Origin of the sequence: Glycocaulis albus (genome assembly GCF_014639075.1) — a bacterium.
Taxonomy (GTDB): domain Bacteria; phylum Pseudomonadota; class Alphaproteobacteria; order Caulobacterales; family Maricaulaceae; genus Glycocaulis; species Glycocaulis albus.
In genome coordinates this window covers 107,506-128,354 of the sequence record NZ_BMFS01000006.1, presented here as the reverse complement: position 1 = coordinate 128,354, position 20,849 = coordinate 107,506, and the positions used below count along the sequence as shown (strand labels likewise).

The window sequence follows — 20,849 nt, the reverse complement described above, 5'->3', positions numbered from 1 at the left end:
TCGACTAGAGTTAATCCACCTACAACGCCGCCTGCACCGCCTTTTTCATCGCTGTAGGCAGCCCTGCCGCACGGATCGGGTGCACACCCACCCAGCGCGCGCCATCGGGCAGGTTTGCCTCCCCCGACAGGGGCGCGGCAAAAACCGTCAGGCGCAATTCAAAATGGGTGAAGACATGGGTGATCCGGCCCGCCTCGCGCCATCTGAGCGCCAGCGGCGCGGCTTCTGAGAAGCCGGGCAACGCCCCGGCGTCCACCACCCAGTCCGTCCCCGGCACTTCCAGCATGCCGCCCAGCAGCCCCTTGTCGGGCCGGGTGCGCACCAGTACCTCGCGGCCCTCGCCCTCGCCGCGCAGGACCACGAAGGCGAGGCCATGGCGCACGGGCTTGACCTTCTTCGCGGCTTTCACCGGATAGCGTTCCTGATCGCCCGCAGCGCGCGCGGCACAGTGCGCCGCCCACGGACACGCACCGCAGGAGGGAGCGCGCGGCGTGCAGATAACCGCGCCCAGATCCATGATGGCCTGTGCGTAGTCTCCGGGCCGGGCCGGATCAGCCAGGCTGGCCGCATGTTTGCGGATGTCTGGCTTGGCAGAGGGCAGCGGCGCCTCGATACGGAAGACCCGTGTGATGACACGCTCCACATTGGCATCCACCACGCTGGCGGGCAGGTTGAAGGCGGCTGCGCGGATAGCGTGCGCGGTGTATTCGCCTATGCCAGGCAGCGCACGAAGCCCTTCCAGGTCAGACGGGAACACCCCGCCCAGCTCACGCGATACGGCTTGCGCGCAGGCATGCAGATTGCGGGCGCGGGCGTAATATCCAAGCCCCGCCCAGGCTGCCATCACATCCTCGCGCGGCGCATCGGCAAGATCATGGACCGTCGGCCAGAGCGACAGGAATTTCGCATAGTACGGCGCGGCATGGGCCACTGTCGTCTGCTGCAGCATGATCTCCGACAGCCAGACGGCGTACGCGTCTGCCACGCGGCCCGCCACGCGCTCTTCAGGCCTTATGCGCCACGGCAGGGTACGCCCCTCCCGGTCATACCAGGCAAGAAGACGCGCGCGCATGACGGCCACATCACCGCTTCGCGGACTTGCCGGTTCGTCTTGAAGTGCGGACACTGGGCTCATGGATGAAAGCTGGAAACAGGACGGCCAAAAGGCAATCACGCAGCGCAGGCGCATACGCTCCAAAAGCGATGCCGTCTCGCGGGCACAGGCCGATCTGTGGGCCGTCGATCACCGGGGGAAACCGGCCATCAAGCCGCCGCCGCCCGCTGGGCGGGCGCTGGCCAATGTGATCCGTCCGCTCGCCAAGGCCTTCGGACCCGGCGCCTCTGAGCTGGAGGAGCACTGGGAGGCGATTGTCGGTGAAGTACTGGCGCGCTGGACCAGCCCTGAAAAACTGCAATCAGGCACACTGACCGTGCGGGCGCGCGGGCCTGCCGCAGCGCTGATCGAAGCGCAATCGGGCGTGATACTCGAACGCGTCGCGCAGTATGCGGGCCGGACGCCGAAACGCCTGCGCATCGTACAGGGCTCGCTGGCTGCGCCTGCCGGGCCGGTACGCCGCGCGGCAAGCCGGGTGGTCAAACGCGCCGAACCCCTGCCCACGCCGGCCGCCGATCCGGCAGAGCGCCTGGCGGCGGCGCTAGCCGATTTTGCGGCGGCGGTGAAGGAACGCGAGGGCGGGTAGCTTCGTCCTCGCTGTCCAATGCTGTCATCCTCCGGCCGAGCGTTCGCGAGGTCCGGGGGACCCATGCCTCAATCTTTCCGCCCGATCACTCTTTGCAGGCATGGGTTCCCCGGATGGCTGCGCCACCGGGGAATGACAAGTTGTTGGAACCCTACTCCGCGTCTGCCTCGATATGCAGGCGCACGGTGACGGTGGGTGCCACTTCGGCCCAGCTGGAACCGCCCACGCCGAACTCTGCCCGCACGATCTCCAGACTGCCTTGCGCCACGGCGCGGCCATTATTGATCTCGACAGTGAAGGGCAGAACGGCGCCGCGGCTCTCGCCCTTGATGGTCAGCGTGCCACGGGCCTCATAGCCTTCATCAGTGGCCACAATCTCTTCGGACACAAAGACCGCTTCGGAATATTCGGCCACATGCAGGCCATCGCGGCTGACCAGAGCCGACTGGTATTCACGGTTCGGGATAGTGCCGGTATCGCTTGTGACGCGCGCGGAAATCTGCGCGTTTTCAAGATCTTCCGGATCGAAGCTGATCTCGGCAGAGAACTCGGCGAATGTGGCGGCCACGGCCTGCCCGAAAACGCGGGTTTCGGCGGTCACTTCAGACGCAGCTGTGTCAATCACCCAGTCCTGAGCCGACAGGGGAAAAGTGCCGGTCAGGGCAAAGGCAAAAGCGGCGATGGATGCACGGATCATGGGGAGGTCTCCGTTATCGGTTGTTTTTCTGATATTTATACGCGGGGTTTGAGAAACGGGATCATGCGGGTGAGCACGTCGTCCCTGTTGATGAAATGGTGCTTAAGGGCCGCGCCCACATGCAGGGCCAGCAGCGCAAAAATCACCCAGCCGCCAGCGCCATGAATCGAGCCGAGCGGTTCATAGGCCTCGTTGGGCACCGGCAGGTGCGGCAGTTCCAGCGCCGGATTATTGGCCAGATAGCTCGGGAAATTGGTCGCCGAGGCCGTCAGCCAGCCCAGCACCGGCACGGCGATCATGACCGCGTAAAAGGCGATATGCGTGCCGCGCGCGGCTATGACTTCCCACGGCTTCATGCCCTCGGGCAGCGGCGGCACCTTGTGGGTCAGCCGCCAGCCGAGCCGGGCCAGAGCCAGCACCAGAAGGCTGATCCCGATCGTCTTGTGCCAGTTGTAATAGGCCTGCACCTCGGCAAAGGACAGATCGCCCGACAGGGCCATTTCGCGCATGTCCTCCATGCGCCAGCCCATGAACACCATGCCAACCAGCATCACCGCCATCAGCCAGTGGAGCGCAATGGCGACAGCCGTGTAGCGGGGTTTTTCGGTGGTGGTGGTCATCACGCCCTAATCCCTTGCGATAAATTCCGCCTCGATGGATAGGCGCACCGTGTCGCCAATGAAATTACCTGGCAAGCGGCCAATATCGAACTGCGTGCGGTCGATCTCGAAATAGCCTCTAAATCCCAGCATGTTACGCCGGACTAGCGGATTGAAGACGCCGCCGTAAAACTCTGTTTCCATTATGACAGGACGGGTCACCCCTTTCAGGGTGAGCAGGCCGTGCACCTCGCCTGTCACCTCACTTGTTACAACTATCCTCTCGGAAACGAACACAATTTCGGGATGGTCAGCCGCATCCAGCCAGCCGGAGCCGCGCAACAGTTCGTCAAAATCAGGATCACCGGTAGAGACCGAGGCCGCGTCCACGATTGCGGTCAGTTCTGCGTCTTCCGGGCGGACAGGATCAAACTCGAGGCTTGCGCGCACGCCGTCAAAGCGCGCCGTGTACCAGGAGAGCCCCAGATGGCGCACCTGCCAGGTGACGCTCGTGTGCTCGCCGTCCAGCTCCCACGCGCCCGCAGGCAGCCGGGCAGGATCCGTCACCGGCGCGGAAACGCAGGACGCTAGCAGCAGCGTTATCGCAGCAAGCACAAGACGCATGGGACAAGCCTCCTTCAAGTCTTGACGCAAAGCTAGGGCGGATGGCGGGGATGTCATGGATCCCCCTTGTTCGTTTCACCGGCGTAAGCCGGTGCCCAGCCCTTTCTGGGTCCCGACTTTCGTCGGGAAAACCCAGCACTGGGTGGAATCAGCTCCCGCGCCCCCATGCCGCGCAGCTTCGCCCTCGCGTTCGGCGCGCGCCGCGCTATGTTCCCTGTCGCAAAAACCTGAACCGGGAGACACGTCCATGAGCTATCGCGCGCCCGTCCGCGACATCCGTTTCAGCCTTGAGGAAATCGCCGCGCTCGACAGCGTGCGCGCCACCGGCGCTTTCCCGGAGTTTTCCGGCGATCTGACCGGCGCCATCCTCGAAGAGGCGGCAAAACTGTGCAATGACGTGATCGCGCCGCTGAACTGGCCGTCAGACCAGCAGGGCTGCACGCTGAAAGACGGGGAGGTGAAAACCCCGGACGGCTTCCCCGAGGCCTATGCCAAATTCGTCGAGGGCGGCTGGCAGGGCCTGCAGTTTGGCACCGAGCATGGCGGGATGGGCCTGCCGCGTGCGCTGGGCTGCGCGCTGATGGAGATGCTGCAGAGCGCCTCGATGAGCTTTGGCCTTGGTCCGATGCTCTCCTTTGGTGCCATCGAGGCGCTGATCGCCCATGGCTCTGACGAGCAGCGCACGCTCTATTTGCCCAAGATCATTTCGGGTGAATGGTCTGCCACCATGAACCTCACCGAGCCGCAGGCCGGCTCTGATGTCGGCGCGCTGCGCACAAAAGCCGAACCCAATGCCGATGGCAGCTGGGCGGTTTCAGGACAGAAAATCTACATCACCTGGGGCGAGCATGACTGCGCGGAAAACATCATCCATCTGGTGCTGGCGCGCACGCCAGACAGCCCGGCCGGCACCAAGGGCATCTCGCTCTTCCTGGTGCCCAAATTCCTGCCCGATGAGAACGGTAATCCCGGCAAGCGCAATGGCGTGAAAGCCATTGGCCTTGAACACAAGATGGGCATTCACGGCTCTCCCACCTGCACAATGGAATATGCAGGCGCTACCGGCTGGCTGATCGGCGAGGAAAACCGCGGCATGGCCGCCATGTTCACCATGATGAACTCGGCACGCCTGAATGTCGGCGTGCAGGGCGTCGGCATTGCCGAGCGCGCCTATCAGCAGGCGTTTGAGTTTGCAAAAGAGCGCCGTCAGGGCCGCGCGCCGGGCGGCGAAGGCCCTGCCCCGCACGCGATCATCGATCATCCTGATGTGCGCCGCACGCTGGGGCTGATGAAAGCGAAGATCGAAGCGGCGCGCGCGATATGCTTCCACGCGGCGGTGGAAGGCGATCTGGCCGAGCACCACGGCGACGAGAAGGAAGCGGCCTGGTCGCGCCGGCGCGAGGAATTGCTGATCCCCGTTGCCAAGGCCTGGTCGACCGATCTCGGTGTCGAGATCGCCTCGCTTGGCGTGCAGATCCATGGCGGGATGGGCTTTATCGAGGAGACGGGCGCCGCCCAGCATTACCGCGATGCGCGCATCGCCCCGATCTATGAGGGCACGAACGGCATTCAGGCGATCGATCTGTCAGGCCGCAAGCTGTCCATGGAGGGCGGGCTCGCCTTTGCCGAGCTGATCGAGGATATCCGCCAAACGGTCGAGGATTGCGAGACCTCGTCCAACCCGGCTTTGCCCGAGCTGGCGGCGCGCCTGAAGCCCGCTGCCGATGCGCTGGAAGAGGCCACAGGCTGGATGATATCGGCCGGCATGGAAGACCGGCTGGCCGGCTCCACCGCCTTCCTGAAGCTGACCGGCGAGGTCACCGGCGGCTGGCTGCTTTGCGTCGGCGCGGTGGCCGCGCAGCGCCGCCTGAAAGAGGCCGAGGGTGATGCGGCTTTCTCCGAGAACCGTATCGCGCTGGCGGGCATCTATGCCGAAACGGTGCTGGCCGCCGCGCCGGGCCTGCTGGGCGAAATCCGCATGGGCGCCGCCCCGCTTTTCGAGCCGGGTCTTGCCATGCTGGAGAGTGCGTGACCTGCTAAACTCCCAGACCCCTCCATGTCATCCCCCGCTTTATGCGGGAGACCCATGCCTCTTTAGTTGCGTTTCCCCGACGCAAGTCGGGATTCAGAAAGAATGGACCCCGGCTCGGGGGCCGGGGCCCCGGATTGGGGCGCCGTTCGGGAAAATTCTGGCAGCTTCACCATAGACCTCTCCACCGGGGTCCCGGCCCCCGAGCCGGGACCCATGGCCGTGTCTCACTGCAAGACAGGCTTGGCACTCCAGCCATCGCAGCCGGCGTGTAGGGCAGCCCGATGGCGGACTAATTTTATCCCCTCCCTCTCGCCTGCCCGTATCATGCACCTCGCCGGTCTGGTGGAAGGGCATGACCCTGATCCCGCTGGCCGTAGCGGGATGTTATGGCGTGACAGCGCTGGCCGTGTATCTCGGTACCGGACGGGCAGCGCGGCGCATAGGCCCCGCTGCCACTGCCGGCAAACTGCTAGCCGCCTAGATCCAGAAATCGCGCGGATCGGTGTGGGTGCGTCCCTCCGTCAGGCGGATCAGCCCCACTACCGCGCGCACGATGAACCAGATGGCCGTCGCCAGCATGATCAGAAGGCCAAGGCCGAGCAGCCAGATGGTCAGCACGCCGATAATCATGCCGGCAAGCCCGTACCAGAAGGTGCGTATCTGATAGACGTAGTGGTTCTTTATCCACTCCGGCGCCTCGGTCATGCGCACATAGGCCAGGATCACCGCAACGATGGCGGTCAGGCCCGTCACCACGGAGAGTATCTGCAATATGTAACAGACAAGCGCGAAGGTGCGGTCCGTGTCATTGGGGCCCGGTGCCGGTGGCGGGGCGGCTTGTGTGGTCTGCTCTTCGGTCATGGGGAGAGGCCCTTCCTTGTCATGGCGTGCGGCGCTGAAACGACACTGTTACAAATTTAATGCAGGCGCAGTGGTGTTTCGCCTTGGTTGTCGCGCGCGGCGCGGCCAATATTCAGCCCATGATTGGTACGGATAATCAAGCTGGCAGCGCCCTCGCCCGATGGCTGGAGCGTGGCTTTCTCGCCGCTGGCGGGCTGGGCCTGGTGGTGCTGGGCATCGTGCGCGTGATCGCGGGCGAAGGCCTTGCCTATCCGCAATCACTGGTCTGGATGCTGCCGTGTGCCCTACTTGCAGCGGGCTGCACACTGCTCTACTGGCGTGTGGCCACACGAATGCCGCGAATGACAGGCAAGGAAGCCCCATGACCAGCCCCGCCATTATTGTAACCATGTCAGACAGCGTGCCCGGCCGCCAGATGGGCGATGTCCTGGGCATTGCGCGCGGCAGCGTGGTGCGCGCGCGCTTTTTCGGGCGTGACTTCGTTGCCGGCCTTCGCAATCTGGTCGGCGGCGAGGTGAATGAGTATACCGAGCTCATGGCACAGGCGCGCGAGCAGGCCATGGCGCGCATGATAGCGCACGCCGCCGAGCTGGGTGCCGACGCCGTCGTCACCTTCCGCTTTTCCACTTCCACCATCACTGAAGGCGCTGCCGAGATCCTGGCCTACGGGACGGCAGTGAAGCTGACATGACCGATCATTCCGGCGACGGCGAAGTTCGCTCGCAGAACATGGTGACTGCCTTTTTCCGCCGCGTCATGTCGGAGTTTGGCGAGACGATCCGCTTCTTTGCCGGTGTGGCGGCCGTCTGGTTTGCGCTGGTGACATTCGGGTTTGCCGCCTTCCACATTCCCTCCGAGAGCATGCAGCCGGCCCTGCAGGTCGGCGACCGCGTGCTGGTCTCGAAATTCTCATACGGCTATTCGCGCCATTCCCTGCCGCTGGGCATTGGCTACGCCCTGCCGGACAGCTGGACCGGACGCCTTCTGCATTTTGGCGGACCGGACCGGGGCGAGGTTGTGGTGGTGCGCGATCCGCGCCAGGGCATCAATATCATCAAGCGTGTGATCGGCCTTCCCGGTGACACGATAGAGGTGCGCGGCGGCCGCCTGATCATCAATGGCGATGTCGTCGAGCGCGTGGAGCAGGACGTGATCCGCTACCGCACGCGCGAGGGGCAGATCGTCGCGGTGACGGTCTATGAGGAGCTGCTGCCCAATGGCAACAGCCACATCATCTATGAACGCACCGACAGTGCGCTGCTGGACAATGCCGGACCCTTCCGCGTGCCCAGTGACAGCTATTTCCTGATGGGCGACAATCGCGACGCATCGGCAGACAGCCGCGTCGCCACCCAGCTTGGCTATGTGCACCGCGACAATATCGTGGGCCGTGCCTTCACCGTGCTCTTCACCTTTGCCAGCTGCCGCAATGAGGAAGGGCTGACCTGCCCGCCCTGGAGGGTCTTCCGCGGACTGTAATTGCGCTCTAGGCTCCCCTGCCTGAAAAGGGAGGAGAGCCAGATGAGCCTGCGCGGCAAGACCATCTTCATTACCGGAGCCAGCCGGGGCATTGGTCTGGCGATTGCGACACGCTGCGCGCGCGACGGAGCCAATATCGCCATTGCGGCCAAGACGGCTGATCCGCACCCCAAGCTGGAAGGCACGATCCACACCGCCGCCGCGGCCATAGAAGCCGCCGGTGGCAAGGCCCTCCCCATTCAGTGCGATATCCGCGAGGAAGACAGCGTCGAAGCCGCCGTGAAAGCGACGGCTGAGCGTTTCGGCGGCATCGACATTGTCATCAACAATGCCTCGGCCATCTTTCCGATGCCCACGAAAGACACGCCCGCCAAGCGCTGGGATCTGATGCACCAGGTCAATGCGCGCGGCACCTATATCGTCACGCGCGCCTGCCTGCCCTATCTGGAGAAGGCAGAGAACCCGCACATCCTCGCCCTCTCCCCGCCGCTGGACATGCGCGCCAAATGGTTCGGCCCGCACGTGGCCTATACCAGCGCCAAGTATGGCATGAGCCTGTGCATTCTGGGCTGGTCGCAGGAGTTCCGGGGCAAAATTGCCGCCAATGCGATCTGGCCGCGTACCGCCATCGCCACTGCCGCCATCGCCAATGTGCTGGCGGGCGAAGAGGCGTTCAAAAACTGCCGCAAGCCGGAAATCCTCGCCGAGACCGCCTACCGGGTTCTCACCAAGCCGGCGGCGAAATTCACCGGCCATTTCCTCATCGATGACAGCTTCCTCGTCTCCGAAGGCGTCACCGATCTCGACCAGTATTCGGTCGAGCCGGGGGTGGAATTGCTACCCGATTTCTTTGTGCCGGACGATCCGCCCGCCCCGCCGGGTGTGAAGATCATGGCGATCCCGCTGGGGCATTAGGTTTCCGGGCGCGACTTCCAACAGTTGTCATGGCCCGGTTTATCCGGGCCACCTATGCTTGGGAGATGAAGGCTAGCGGGTGCCTTGCAGGCCGTTGTGCGGCCTGAAAAGCGCGACTGCCTGTGCCCGCGCAGGCGGGTATTCGCGGAATATCGCAACGCGGCCTGCCCCCGGCTACGACCGGGGGATGCGTTGCGGAACTAAAGAGGCATGGGTCACCCGCATAAAGCAGGTGATGACAAACCGGTCAGGCTTTCATCCCGTCGAACCACTCCGTCACACCCCTCGCCGCCGCGATTCCCGTCGCAAAGCTCGCCTGCAACAGATAGCCGCCTGTAGGTGCTTCCCAGTCGAGCATTTCGCCCGCCGCGAACACGCCGGGCATGGTCTTGAGCATGAAGTTCCCGTCAACGGCGCTGCGGGCAATGCCGCCTGCGCTGGAGATCGCCCGCTCCAGCCCCTGCATGCCGGTGAGGCTCAGCGGCACGGCCTTGATCCGCGCGGCCAGCTTTTCCGGTTCACGCGGCACCTCGCCCGCCTCGCGCAAGAGCGAGGCAGCGAGCGGTGACAGGCGGGCCTGCTTTCGCAGCGTGTTGGCAAGCGACTGACCGGGCCTGGCCGAGGCGAGGCGCGCCGCCAGCGCGTCTCCGGCGATGTCCGGTGCCAGATCGAACACCAGTTCGGCCCTTCCCTCAGCCTCGATCGCCGCGCGCAAAGACGCGCTCAGCGCGTAGATGGCCCCGCCTTCGATGCCATAGGCCGTGATCATGGCCTCGCCGCGCATCATGCGGCCCTGATGGGTGAAGTTGGCGGCTTTCAGCGGTTGCCCCGCAAAACGCGCCTTGAACACATCAGACCAGCCTGCATTGAACCCTGCATTGGCGGGCGCAAAAGGCGTGATCTCCACCCCGCGCTCAGCAAGCCAGCCTGTCCACTCGCCCCTGGACCCCAGACGCGGCCAGCTGGCCCCGCCAAGGGCGAGGATCACCGCAGCGGCCTCGATTGCCCGCTCAACGTCCTCCGGTCCGGAAACAAGAAGGCGCCCGGCATCGTCAAAACCGCGCCACTCATGGCGGGTGTGGATGGTGACGCCCAGCCCGTCCAGCCGGGCCAGCCAGGCGCGCAGAAGCGGGGAGGCTTTCATGGATTTTGGAAACACCCGCCCGCTGGACCCGGTGAACGTCTTCTGCCCCAGCCCTTCGCACCACGCGGCAAGCTCCGACGGAGGGAAAGCGCAGATCGACGGCTCCAGCCACTCCCTTGCCGCGCCATAGCGCTGCAGAAACGTGTCCAGCGGCTCGGAGTGGGTGAGATTCAGCCCGCCCCTGCCCGCCATCAGGAACTTGCGCGCCACGCTCGGCATGCGCTCATACACATCAACGGCGAAGCCTTCGCCTGCCAGCTTTTCAGCGGCTATCAGGCCCGCAGGCCCCGCCCCGATAATGGCAACGCGCTGGCTCATCCTTCAGGCTTGTCGAAGCGCCCGCCCCGGCCTTCACCGTCTGAAAAGCGTGTGGCGCCCTCCACCGTCTCGCCGCTCTGGAGGGTTTTCTCACCCCATGCGAACTCGGCAGCGAGGGCCTGTTCCTCGGTGAGGCTCCACTGGGTGAGCGTGCTCATCCGGTCGTTACGCAGGCAGGCTTGCGGGAAGGCGGCGATCTCACGGGCCAGCGCCAGCGCAGTCTCCAGCGCCTCGCCGGGCTCTGCCAGCCGGTTGGCAAGACCAATTGCGTGGGCTTCCTCCGCGCCGACGGGGCGGCCTGTCAGGATCATGTCCAGGGCGCGCGACTGGCCGATCAGGCGCGGCAGGCGCACCGTCCCGCCATCGATCAGCGGCACACCGAACCGCCGGCAGAACACGCCAAAAACGGCCGTCTTCGCCGCTACGCGCATATCGCACCACAAGGCGAGCTCAAGCCCGCCCGCGACCGCATGGCCCTCCACGGCCGCGATAACGGGCTTGGAGAGCATCATGCGGCTGGGGCCCATCGGTGCGTCGCCATCCGGCTCAGTGCGGTTGGGTGTGCCGTCTGCAATCGCTTTCAGGTCGGCGCCAGCGCAAAATGTCCCGCCCGCGCCGGTGAGGATGGCGACATTCGCGCTTTCATCGGCCTCAAACCGCCGGAACGCATCGGCCAGCGCCTGCGCGGTCGGGCCGTCCACCGCATTGCGCCGTTCAGGACGGTCAATTGTGATGATCGCGGTGCGGTCTCTGGTCTCGTAGCGGATAGCCATGGATCAAGCTGCGCCGTCCAGCGCGCGCGCCACCGCGTCCGGCATGGAGGCGATCACGCGCAGATAATTACGCGTAGCGGCATCGGGCTTGCGCCTGCCCTGCTCCCAATCGCGAAGGCTCGCCACCGGTACGCCATAACGCGCGGCGAATGCAGGCTGGCTAAGCCCCGTCGCCAACCGCGCCTTGCGGGCCAGCACCGCCGCGCGGCCCCGCTCGAACTCTTCATCCGAGAGCGGCGCGTCGGGATCAGGGGTGTGATTGGCAATCATCAGAGCAGTATACGGCAATGCCGCACCCCTTTCAATCTACCCCCACACCGCCGAGCGGAGCATGTTGAGGGCGACGAGAGCGAGGCCCACCGCGAAAGCCTGACGCAGGCGCGCCGCGTTGAGGCGGTGGGCAAGGCTCGCCCCCAGCGGGGTTACAAACACCGCCGTGATGGCCAGCAGCGCAAAGCCCGGGAGCGAGACATAGCCTAGGGAAAACGGCGCGCGATCCGCCACGCTCCAGCCCGTGATCACGAAGCCCAGCGCCGCGGGGAAGCCTATGGCGACGCCAAAGCCTGCCGCCGTCGCCACGGCCACATGGATGGAGCGGCCAAAGACGCTAAGCAGCGTGACGCCGAACACGCCGCCGCCAATGCCCATCAGGGCCGACAGTATGCCGATTGTGCCCGCGAGCAGCGCCCGGAAGGGCTGACCCGGCAGATCATCGCCGAGCTTCCAGTCGGCCCGGCCGAAGAAGAATTGCAACGATAGCACCAGAGCGGTCAGCGCAAAAATGAAGACCAGCCCGCGCGTCGGGATCGCGCCGGCTATGGCAGAGCCTGCCAGCGCGCCGAGCACGATCCACGGGCACCATTTTTTCAGCACGGCGAAATCCACAGCGCCGCGCCTGGCGTGCGCCATGACGGAACGCGCAGACGTGATGACGATAACGCTCAGCGAGGTGCCCACTGCCGCGTGCATGGCGTGTTCGGGATAACCGAGGAAAACCAGCGTGTAGTACATGGCTGGGACCATCACGACCCCGCCGCCAATGCCGAAAAGGCCCGCGATCAATCCGGCGAACGCGCCCACGGCCAGCAGGGTAAGCAGGTAGACTATATAGGTTTCCATCAGGCCGCCGCGCGCGCCTCCCTCACGGCGCTGAGCGCCCGTTCCACCACATGCCAGCCCGCGCCGTCGCGATTGGCCTCTGTCGACAATATCTGCCGCCAGCGCCGCGCGCCCGGCATGCCTGTGAACTGGCCCAGCATGTGGCGTGTGATGGCGTGCAGGCGCACACCCTTCCCCAACTGGCTTTTGACGTAAGGCCGGTAGGCCTCGACGACCGCGAACGGATCATCATACGGGTCCGCCTCTCCAAAGAAGACGCTGTCCACACGCGAGAGAATGAAGGGCGTGTGATACGCGGCACGGCCCAGCATCACGCCGTCCAACCCGGTCATCTCGGCTTTCGCATGCGCGATATCTGCCAGCCCGCCATTCAGGATGATTTCCAGATCGGGGCGCGCCGCTTTCAGGCGCCGCACGATCTCGTAATCCAGCGGCGGAATATCCCGGTTTTCCTTCGGCGACAGACCTTTCAGCCACGCCTTTCGGGCATGAACGATAAACGTGGTCACACCGCTTTGCGCTACTGTCTCGACGAAGGCAAAAAGCGCCTCTTCCGGGTCCTGCTCATCCACGCCGAGCCGGTGTTTCACCGTTACCGGCACCGAGACCGCCTCGCGCATGGCGGCCAGGCAGTCAGCCACCAGTTGCGGCTCGCGCATCAGGCAGGCTCCGAACGTGCCCGACTGCACCCGGTCAGACGGGCAGCCGACATTGAGATTCACTTCCGCATAGCCGAAATCTTCCGCGATGCGCGCTGCCTGTGTCAGCAAGGCCGGATCACTGCCGCCGAGCTGTATCGCGACCGGGTGCTCTGAAGGGTCAAACCCGATGAGGCGCTTCGCATCGCCATGAATGACGGCCTGATCGACTGCCATCTCGGTATAGAGCAGCGCGCGGCGCGACATGACGCGGTGAAAGGCCCGGCAATGCCGGTCCGTCCAGTCCATCATGGGCGCAATACAGAATTTATGTGATTGATTTAATTGCATTTTCTATTTGCACTCAATGCGTTGATTAATGGCGTGTGCACTCGAGTTTACGACGTAACGCGACGCATTTCGCCAGGGTTCGATCACGCTCTGCACACAGGGAGCACACGCCCTGGCTACGATCATGAGGCGACCGTCCGGCTCATGGAGAGTGCAGATACGGTGTAAGGGGCAATATGCAAGCCAAAGCTTACCGACGGCCCGTTCCACGCCTCGGCCGTTTAAAGCTGAACGCCAAACCTCGACACAATGGCAGCCGTGAGCAGGTAGAGCGACACGGTCAGGACAAGCCCGGCGCCCAATGCGGGATAAAAGTCCACACCGCGCCGGATCAGTGCCGGGACGAGAAGAAACATCGGCAGGCTCGGCAGCACGTACCAGAACGTAGCCTCGGCATGTGCGGCGATCCGCTCAGGGTCTGGTACATCGCGCCATAGCCAGATCATGCCCAGCACCGAGACAAGCGGAAGCGAGGCGAGCAAAGCCGCCATCGCAGGACTGCGCTTGGCCAGCTCAGAGACCGCAACGATGATCACTGCGGAGATGATCGCCTTGACCGCGAGATAAAGCACCCGCCTGCCCTCCTGCCTGTTACTCGCGCACCACCACGGTGAAGGACGAGAGTATCACCTCACCCTGATGACGCACCTCAACGAAAAGTCTGTGGACGCCCGGCTCGTCAAAGCCGATCTCGAAGGTAAGGTCCGGACCGGCGAAGGCCTCATCCGTCACCGGTTCGGCGCCAGACGGATGCGCATGCGCCATCTGTGAAGCGCCGGCGTTGAAGCCGACAATGTGCGCAAATGCACCCAGATGGGGCTGGAGTGCCGTGACCGGCGCGCCCTCGGCATCTGCCACTGACAGCGTCATGACGTTTGCCATGCCGGCGCGGATGGACGCTTGCGGGGCAAGCGTGAAGGAGAGGCCGCCGGCCTGAGCCGTCAGGATGTCAGCCGGAATGATGTAAGGCGCTGCCTCATCGCCCACGCGCACCCAGTCAGTGGCGCGAACAGCGCCCGCGTCATGGGCGTGCGCGTCCTCCCCGTGTCCGGCGTGGTGATCGTCGGCCTGAGGGTCATGGGCATGATCATGGCCGCCGCCATGGCTATGGCCTTCGGTCGCGGCCGGTGAATCGAGCGGTTCCGACAATTGGCCATCCACCCAGACGCGGTAGATGCGCGGGTGCGCCGGTGTAAAGCTGAGTGTGGCGCGGCCCTCGGCGTCCGGTTCGATATGCAGGTGATGGAAGTCCTCAAGGCCTTCATCAACGATCAGCACGTGGACCAGCCGGCCGTGGGTCGGGGCGAAATCAGAACCGGCGACCGGTGCGCCGTCAGGGCCTGACAGCTGGAGAGTGAGAGTTGCGTCCTGACCGGCGGCCAGCTCGCCAGCGGCTTCGGCGGTCAGACGCAGACCACCGGGTTGCTGGTCGGCGTCGTCGGTGTGGGCGTGGTCGCCATGATCATGTCCGTGGTCGCCGTGATCATGTCCATGGTCGTCATGGGCGTGGCCGTGATCGTGATGCTGGTGGCCGTGATCGCCATGATCATGGCCGTGCTCCTGGGCGAACGCGGGAACGGCGAAAAGGGCCGCACTGAGCGCGGCGAGGCTGACGAGGGAAAGACGCATGGGTTCAACTCCTTGAAGGGGCGGGAACAGGCATCGCAGCAGGCTCGGCTTCACGCCGGCCGCCGCCGTGATGTCGTACCGCGCCGAAACGTAAATAGAGTGCGGGCAGCACGATCATGTTGAGCAGGGTGGAGGACACCAGACCGAACAGGATCACAACCGCCATGGGGGCTTGTATCTCGCTGCCGGGCTCGCCGCCTCGCAGCGCAAGCGGGACGAGGGCCAGGGCCGTGGCGAGCGCTGTCATCAGGATTGGCACCAGGCGCTCCATGGCACCGCGCCGCACCGCTTCCTCGAACGTTGCGGCTTCTCCGCTGAGTGTGAGGTGACGGATGTGGGACACCATCATCACGCCGTTACGCGTGGCGATGCCGAACAGGGTGATGAAGCCGATGATGGACGCCACCGACAACACCCCTCCGGCTGCGAACACACCAATCACCCCGCCAATCAGCGCAAAAGGCAGGTTTGCCATGACCAGCGTTGCATCCCGTGCCGAGCTGAACGCCATGTACAACAACAGGAAGACGCCGACGATCACGGCAACCGAAAGCACTGACAGGCGCGCCGTGGCTTCATTCGCGCTTTCAAACTGTCCGCCATACTCGATGTAGTAACCCGGCGGGAGATCGATATTGGCAGCAATGTTGGTCTGAATGTCGCCTACAACGCTGAGCAGGTCACGGCCTGCCACATTGGACATGACGACAATCTTGCGCTGTACGTTCTCACGGCTGATGGTGTTGGGGCCCCGGTCACGGCGTATGTCTGCCAGCGCGCGCAGCGGAACTTCGCCACCCGCAGGCGTGATGAAGCGCGTGTCGCGAACAGCATCGAGGTCCTGGCGGTTTTCGGCGGCGTAACGCACAACAAGACCGTAGGCCGCGCCATCTTCGAGAACCTGGCTAACCTCCACTCCGGCGAAGGCCGCCTCGACCGCTTCTGCGACATCCTGAACATGCAGTCCATGCCGGGCTATGGCATCGCGGTCAAAATCAACCGTGAGCACCGGGATATCGGCCTGCTGCTCGATCGAGAGGTCAACCACACCTTCAACCGTTTCCATCTGCGCGCGGACCTGTTCTGCGATCCTGCGTAATTCATAGAGATCAGGCCCGAACAGTTTCACAGCGATACTCGCCCGTGTGCCGGACAGCATGTGATCGATCCGGTGCGAGATCGGCTGGCCTATAGTCACATTCATCCCGGGCAGCGCGCCGAGCGACCGGCGCAGGTCTTCCAGGAAATCCTCCCTTGAGCGATCTCCCATTTCCAGCGTCACTTCAATCTCCGAGGCGCTGACCGCCTGGGCGTGCTCATCGAGCTCGGCCCGCCCGGTCCGGCGGGCGGTAGCCACGACTTCCGGCTGGTCCAGCAGTATCCGCTCCACCATGGCGCCCAACTCGTTGGACTGTTCTAGCGAAGTGCCCGGCAGCGTAACCGCACTGACCGTCAGGCTGCCCTCGTTAAAGTCAGGCAGAAAGGCTCGCCCCGCCGTCGCCAGAAGGGCAAGCGACGCTGCAAGCGCGACGAGCGAAAGCCCGCCAAGAATGGCCCAGTGCGCAAGAGTGATATTGAGCACGGGACGGTAAGCTGCGTGCACCATGCGGGCCAGCCACGGTTCGCGATCAGTGCGGATCGTACGCGAGGCTGGCATGAGAACGGCTGCCAGCGCCGGCGTCACCGTGACGGCCACCAGCAGAGATGCTGCCAGCGCGATTACATAGGCGAGCCCCAGAGGCTGAAGCAGGCGGCCCTCAACCCCGGAAAGGAAAAAGAGCGGCAGGAAGACCAGCATGATGATCAGGGTGGCAAAGACAATCGACCCTTGAATTTCCCGCGTAGCGTCTTCGACGACTTTCAATACGGGCTGCGGTGCCGGGCTTGAGCGGTTGACGCGCAAACGCCGCACCACGTTCTCGACCACGATGATCGCGTCATCGACGAGCGCGCCGAGCGCGATGGCCATGCCGCCGAGGGTCATCGTGTTGATGCTGAAACCCAGCCAGCGCAGGGTCAGGATCGTCACCACCAGCGAAAGCGGAATGGCCAGAAGCGAGATGAGCGTCGCCCGCCCGCTCATCAGGAAGGCAAACACGATCACCACGACGAGGATTGCTCCGTCCCTCAACGCATGGAGGACATTTTCAACCGCGACCTCGATAAAGTTGGCCTGCCGGAACAGATTGGTCTCGATGAACATCCCCTCGGGCAGTCCGGCCTCGACCTCCCCGATAACCCGGTCCAGCTCTTCGGTAAGTGTAAGTGTGTTCGTGTCCGTCTGCTTCTGGATACCGATAACGACCGCCGGGTTGCCATTCTGCGAACCTGTGCCGCGCGTGATCGCCGCGCCCATGCGCAACTCGGCCAGATCCCGGACCAGCACTGGTACGCCCTGAACCTGCCGGACCGCCGTTGTGGCTATGTCCTCAAGCGACCCGACCCGGCCGACACCGCGGATCAGGTATTCCTGACCGCCTTGCGAAACGAAACCGGCCGAGGAGTTGGCGTTGGTCCGGGCGACAGCGGTCATCACCTCTTCAAAGGTGATGCCATAGGCCGCGAGACGCTCGGGGCGCACATCAACCTGGTATTGGCGCACTTCGCCGCCAATGGGGATGACCTGAGCAACGCCCGGAACCGCGAGCAGCCGCCTTCGTAACGTCCAGTCGGCCGCAGTGCGGATTTCCATCTCGCTATGCTGGTCTGATCCGAGCGCGATAAACATCACCTCGCCCATGATGGAGGACACCGGCGCCAGTACGGGCGCAGGCACGCCGGGCGGCAAGGTGTCGCGCACAAGCTGTAGTTTCTCCGCCACAATCTGGCGGGCCAGGTAGATATCCGTGCCCCACTCGAAGTCGGCCCAGATGATGGCGCTGCCGACCGATGTGGATGACCGCACGCGGCGTATGCCCGACGCGCCATTCAGGGCCGTCTCGATTGGCAGGGTAATCAGCGTTTCAACCTCTTCCGGCGCCATGCCGTGCGCTTCAGCAACGACCGTTACGGTGGGCGCCGTCAGGTCCGGGAAAACATCCACAGGCATGCGCGTCGCTTCCCAGGCGCCCCACGCCAGAAGCGCCAGACCGCCCATAAGCACAAAGGCCCGGTTCAGGAGCGAGAAGCGAATGGTCTGGTGTATCATGCTCGCTCCGGTTCAGTGCGCATGGCCGTGACCGGCTTCCGCCGGTCCACTGGCGGCCAGATGGACAAGGTAGGCGCCTTCAGTCACCACGCGCTCGCCGGGCTCGAGGCCTGACGACACGCCGACGAGATCGCCGTCCCGAACGGATATCCGTACCGGCTGGCGGCGCCAGTTCTCTCCATCGGCCATCACAAAGACGACACTCTGGCCTGCCTCGTCGACGATGGCGCTGACGGGGATAATAGCGCCCTCAAAGCGGTCAGCCGTCCGCACCCGCGCATTGACCAGTGTGCCGGCGGCAAAACCGGCCGTGTTTTCAAACTCGAAAATGACCGGCACGGTGCGGCGTACGGGGTCAACCGCACCACCGGCTGCCACCAGCCGGGCGGCGTAGTCGGCGAGATCATGGCTCCGGCTGTCTCCCGGCAGCGTGAACCACGCGCCTTGCGGTTGCCCAAGGCGTGGAGCATCGATCTCGGCGAGCTGAGCCACCAGCCGGATGCGGGAGAGGTCAACAATCCGGAAAAGCGGTTCCCCCGCCTCGACATAGCTGCCAGGACCCACATCCATGCGGGCGATGCGGCCTGAGACCGGCGCTCTGATGGCGACGCCGCTTTCGCCTCCGGTTCCATCGAGCCGGGCCTGCGCTGCATTCAGGCGAGCACGCTCTGTCTGAAGGCTGGCCTCGGCCTGCTCCACCCGGTTGCGCGCCACGGCCCCTGCCTCGAAAAGTGCGGAGTCTCTCTCGTACTCGGCGCGGGCAACATTGAAAGCGGCACGGGCGCCGTCACGGTCCGCCAGCAGCCCCGGAGCGTCCCGTTCACCCGCCAGTGCCGGCGCAATCATGGCGATAACCTCGCCGCTTTCTACCAGGTCACCGATCTGGGGAAAGCCCGCACCGGAGGAGAGCACTATGCCAGCGGTTTGCGCCGTTACCCGGGCATCACCGCCTGGGGCAGGCTCCAGAGCCGCAGATGCGCGAATGGAGCGGAACAGCACGCCCTCACGCACCTCGGCGGTGGCAAAATCCACCTGCCATTGCTGTTCCTTGGAAAAGGGTATGAGATCGCCGCCGGTCTCGTCAGCAGGCAAGGAGGCGTCAGCCGCTAGCGCTGTGGTGAAGACCTCATAACGCCCAAGCTGGTGGACCGAAACCAGATCGCCCGACTGGAGGATCACGCTCACGTCGCGGATCACAGCATGGCGAGGCCGGACGACCGGACGGAAAATACCCCGGACGGGAGATGGTCCGGCGGTGAAGGTTTCTTCCGGAGCTCCACCGCCCGCCAGACGGACAGTCGCCTGCCCCTCGCCTATCGGGGTGAAATCGGCCAGCCGCGTGAAATGCGCTGCAAATGGTGAGTCACGGTCAACCGCGAACGGCGGAAACTCTACGAAAAGCTCCGTCAGTTCGGTAAAGTCGGTGACGACAACTCCACCGCCATGGGCATGTTCATCGTCACCATGATCATGCTCATCTTCCCCGTGATTATGGCTATCTGCGCCGTGGTCATGGCTGTCCGTGCCGTGGGAATGCCCGCCGTCTCCATGATCATGGCCATGATCGTCCGCGCCAGAGCACGCAGCCAGAAACCCGGCTATCAGCAATGCGGTCAGTATCAGGTCAAGGCGCATCATTCGGTCTCCGCAAGCAGGGCATTAAGCGCAATCTCAGCCTGACGCGCCCGGAATTTGAGGGATATCGCCCGCGTTTCGGCATCAAAGGCCGCACGCAGGGCGTCGATGGCTTCGAGCACGCTGATTTCACCAGACTGGTAGGACACAAGAGCGATCCGCTGCATCTCGCGTGCGGACACCAGAGCATCGGCCTCGTAATCTGTTGCGGTCTGATGGAGCACCGCGGCACGGCGGCGCAAAGCGCCCGCTTCGGCCTCAATCCGGCGTTGCTCGCGCCGCAGTCGGGCCTCGGCCAGCCGGGCATCGGCGGCGCGGGCGAGGCGTTCGCCCTGGTTTCGGTCAAACAATGGCAAAGGCAGGCTGGCGCTGACGACCACCCCGGTTTCCGCTCCCATGCCCTCTGCGTGGCGAACACCCAGGCCGAGATTGACCTCCGGTGCCAGTCGCGACGCCGCAGTCTCCCTGGCGGCAGCTGCTTCCACCCCGGCCTCGAGGACGGCGAGCCGGGCCGGGATGTTAGCCCCGCCGAGCGTGGCCAAGCCCTCGGTGCCGGGTAACAGATCGCCCTCTATACGAGCGGATAGCGCCCGTTCCGATCCGGTCGCGATGAAAAGTTCATCGCGTGCGCCTTGCATGTTGAGCTGCGCTTCCGAGACGAAACCCGGCAAGACAAGGGTCTCCTGGCGCACGCGTTCCAGTTCAAACCGCGACGCATCCCCCGCCTCGACACGCTGCAGTGTGGCTGCCTCAAGGCTCACGAACTGCTCGCGCAGCCGTTCTGCGGCCTCCAGCTCTGCCTGAGCAGCCAGGACGCCATAGAAGGCGCCAAGCGTATCGGCCTGCAAGTCCGCCTGGGTCACAAAACCCTGCGCCCGGGCCGCCACCAGGTCTGCACGCGCTCCATCGGCATGTAATGAACGGCGGCCCGAGAAGTCGAAGGCGCGCTCCAGCGACACGGTGGTCTCTACGCGGTCTCCGCCAAATCCCCGCTCGCCTTCACGCTCGACCGAGAGCACAGGGTTGCGCCAGGTCTCCGCCGAGATAACCGCGCCTTCGGCCATTTGCGAAGGCGCATCGATAAAGACACGGTTTGGTGCGTTTTCCAGCGCCAGCCGGACGGCTTCGTCGGCCGTCAGCACTTGCGCGCCTGCGATTGCCGGCAGCGTCATTGAGCAGATCAAGAC

At 64.4% G+C, this 20,849-nt stretch carries 22 protein-coding genes; 7 read left to right on the top strand and 15 right to left on the bottom strand.

Features of this window, described 5'->3' with window-relative positions; all coding sequences use genetic code 11:
- Positions 1–19: 19 nt before the first annotated feature.
- Positions 20–1,072, bottom strand: coding sequence for an A/G-specific adenine glycosylase (mutY, locus tag IEV75_RS08020; protein WP_188452040.1), 1,053 nt, complete (start codon positions 1,070–1,072; stop codon positions 20–22).
- A gap of 61 nt (positions 1,073–1,133) precedes the next feature.
- Between mutY and IEV75_RS08015 the strand changes: the two genes are divergently transcribed.
- Positions 1,134–1,700: a DciA family protein gene (locus IEV75_RS08015; protein WP_188452039.1), complete on the top strand. Its 567-nt coding sequence runs from the start codon at positions 1,134–1,136 to the stop codon at positions 1,698–1,700.
- Between the two features lie 151 nt (positions 1,701–1,851).
- Here IEV75_RS08015 and IEV75_RS08010 read toward each other — a convergent pair whose 3' ends face one another.
- Genes IEV75_RS08010 through IEV75_RS08000 form a run of 3 tightly spaced genes read right to left on the bottom strand, consistent with a single transcriptional unit; the run spans position 1,852 to position 3,620 of the window.
- On the bottom strand, positions 1,852–2,397 hold the full coding sequence (locus IEV75_RS08010) for a YceI family protein (RefSeq protein WP_188452038.1): 546 nt from the start codon (positions 2,395–2,397) through the stop codon (positions 1,852–1,854).
- A 35-nt stretch (positions 2,398–2,432) separates the two neighbouring features.
- Positions 2,433–3,017: a cytochrome b gene (locus tag IEV75_RS08005; RefSeq protein ID WP_188452037.1), complete on the bottom strand. Its 585-nt coding sequence runs from the start codon at positions 3,015–3,017 to the stop codon at positions 2,433–2,435.
- Between the two features lie 6 nt (positions 3,018–3,023).
- Complete coding sequence (locus IEV75_RS08000) at positions 3,024–3,620, bottom strand: YceI family protein (RefSeq protein WP_188452036.1); 597 nt, start codon at positions 3,618–3,620, stop codon at positions 3,024–3,026.
- Between the two features lie 247 nt (positions 3,621–3,867).
- Here IEV75_RS08000 and IEV75_RS07995 point away from each other — a divergent pair, with 247 nt between their 5' ends.
- Positions 3,868–5,652, top strand: a complete 1,785-nt coding sequence (locus IEV75_RS07995; protein ID WP_188452035.1) for an acyl-CoA dehydrogenase — start codon at positions 3,868–3,870, stop codon at positions 5,650–5,652.
- A gap of 352 nt (positions 5,653–6,004) precedes the next feature.
- Positions 6,005–6,133, top strand: a complete 129-nt coding sequence (locus IEV75_RS13965; RefSeq protein WP_267905770.1) for a hypothetical protein — start codon at positions 6,005–6,007, stop codon at positions 6,131–6,133.
- Here IEV75_RS13965 and IEV75_RS07990 read toward each other — a convergent pair.
- Complete coding sequence (locus IEV75_RS07990; RefSeq protein ID WP_188452034.1) at positions 6,130–6,513, bottom strand: DUF4870 family protein; 384 nt, start codon at positions 6,511–6,513, stop codon at positions 6,130–6,132. The genes IEV75_RS13965 and IEV75_RS07990 overlap by 4 nt on opposite strands.
- A gap of 83 nt (positions 6,514–6,596) precedes the next feature.
- Here IEV75_RS07990 and IEV75_RS07985 point away from each other — a divergent pair, with 83 nt between their 5' ends.
- The 4 genes from IEV75_RS07985 to IEV75_RS07970 are packed head-to-tail and all read left to right on the top strand — an operon-like array spanning position 6,597 to position 8,907.
- Complete coding sequence (locus IEV75_RS07985; RefSeq protein ID WP_188452033.1) at positions 6,597–6,878, top strand: hypothetical protein; 282 nt, start codon at positions 6,597–6,599, stop codon at positions 6,876–6,878.
- Entirely contained in the window at positions 6,875–7,204 is a 330-nt protein-coding gene (locus tag IEV75_RS07980; RefSeq protein ID WP_188452032.1) for a YbjQ family protein, read from the top strand. Before IEV75_RS07985 ends, IEV75_RS07980 begins: the two co-directional genes overlap by 4 nt.
- Complete coding sequence (gene lepB, locus IEV75_RS07975) at positions 7,201–7,992, top strand: signal peptidase I (RefSeq protein WP_233351796.1); 792 nt, start codon at positions 7,201–7,203, stop codon at positions 7,990–7,992. Before IEV75_RS07980 ends, lepB begins: the two co-directional genes overlap by 4 nt.
- Positions 7,993–8,034: 42 nt before the next feature.
- Positions 8,035–8,907, top strand: a complete 873-nt coding sequence (locus tag IEV75_RS07970; RefSeq protein ID WP_188452031.1) for an SDR family oxidoreductase — start codon at positions 8,035–8,037, stop codon at positions 8,905–8,907.
- Between the two features lie 247 nt (positions 8,908–9,154).
- Here the strand turns inward: IEV75_RS07970 and IEV75_RS07965 are convergent, their stop codons facing one another.
- The 10 genes from IEV75_RS07965 to IEV75_RS07920 form a co-directional block, all read right to left on the bottom strand.
- Positions 9,155–10,369, bottom strand: a complete 1,215-nt coding sequence (locus IEV75_RS07965; RefSeq protein ID WP_188452030.1) for a TIGR03862 family flavoprotein — start codon at positions 10,367–10,369, stop codon at positions 9,155–9,157.
- Positions 10,366–11,142, bottom strand: a complete 777-nt coding sequence (locus IEV75_RS07960) for a crotonase/enoyl-CoA hydratase family protein (RefSeq protein ID WP_188452029.1) — start codon at positions 11,140–11,142, stop codon at positions 10,366–10,368. Before IEV75_RS07960 ends, IEV75_RS07965 begins: the two co-directional genes overlap by 4 nt.
- A gap of 3 nt (positions 11,143–11,145) precedes the next feature.
- Positions 11,146–11,430: a helix-turn-helix domain-containing protein gene (locus IEV75_RS07955; protein WP_217978985.1), complete on the bottom strand. Its 285-nt coding sequence runs from the start codon at positions 11,428–11,430 to the stop codon at positions 11,146–11,148.
- 18 nt (positions 11,431–11,448) lie between these two features.
- Complete coding sequence (locus tag IEV75_RS07950) at positions 11,449–12,261, bottom strand: sulfite exporter TauE/SafE family protein (protein ID WP_188452028.1); 813 nt, start codon at positions 12,259–12,261, stop codon at positions 11,449–11,451.
- Positions 12,261–13,250 (bottom strand): tRNA dihydrouridine(20/20a) synthase DusA, encoded by a 990-nt coding sequence (dusA, locus tag IEV75_RS07945; protein WP_188452027.1) that lies wholly within the window; start codon positions 13,248–13,250, stop codon positions 12,261–12,263. The genes IEV75_RS07950 and dusA overlap by 1 nt, the downstream gene beginning before the upstream one ends.
- Positions 13,251–13,471: 221 nt before the next feature.
- The gene (locus IEV75_RS07940) at positions 13,472–13,822 is read right to left on the bottom strand and encodes a DUF3147 family protein (protein WP_188452026.1); all 351 of its coding nucleotides are present in this window, start codon (positions 13,820–13,822) and stop codon (positions 13,472–13,474) included.
- A 19-nt stretch (positions 13,823–13,841) separates the two neighbouring features.
- The gene (locus IEV75_RS07935) at positions 13,842–14,879 is read right to left on the bottom strand and encodes a DUF8832 domain-containing protein (protein ID WP_188452025.1); all 1,038 of its coding nucleotides are present in this window, start codon (positions 14,877–14,879) and stop codon (positions 13,842–13,844) included.
- Positions 14,880–14,883: 4 nt separating this feature from the next.
- Positions 14,884–18,027: an efflux RND transporter permease subunit gene (locus tag IEV75_RS07930; RefSeq protein WP_188452024.1), complete on the bottom strand. Its 3,144-nt coding sequence runs from the start codon at positions 18,025–18,027 to the stop codon at positions 14,884–14,886.
- 12 nt (positions 18,028–18,039) lie between these two features.
- Entirely contained in the window at positions 18,040–19,665 is a 1,626-nt protein-coding gene (locus tag IEV75_RS13960; protein ID WP_188452023.1) for an efflux RND transporter periplasmic adaptor subunit, read from the bottom strand.
- Entirely contained in the window at positions 19,662–20,834 is a 1,173-nt protein-coding gene (locus IEV75_RS07920; RefSeq protein WP_188452022.1) for a TolC family protein, read from the bottom strand. Before IEV75_RS07920 ends, IEV75_RS13960 begins: the two co-directional genes overlap by 4 nt.
- Positions 20,835–20,849 lie beyond the last annotated feature (15 nt).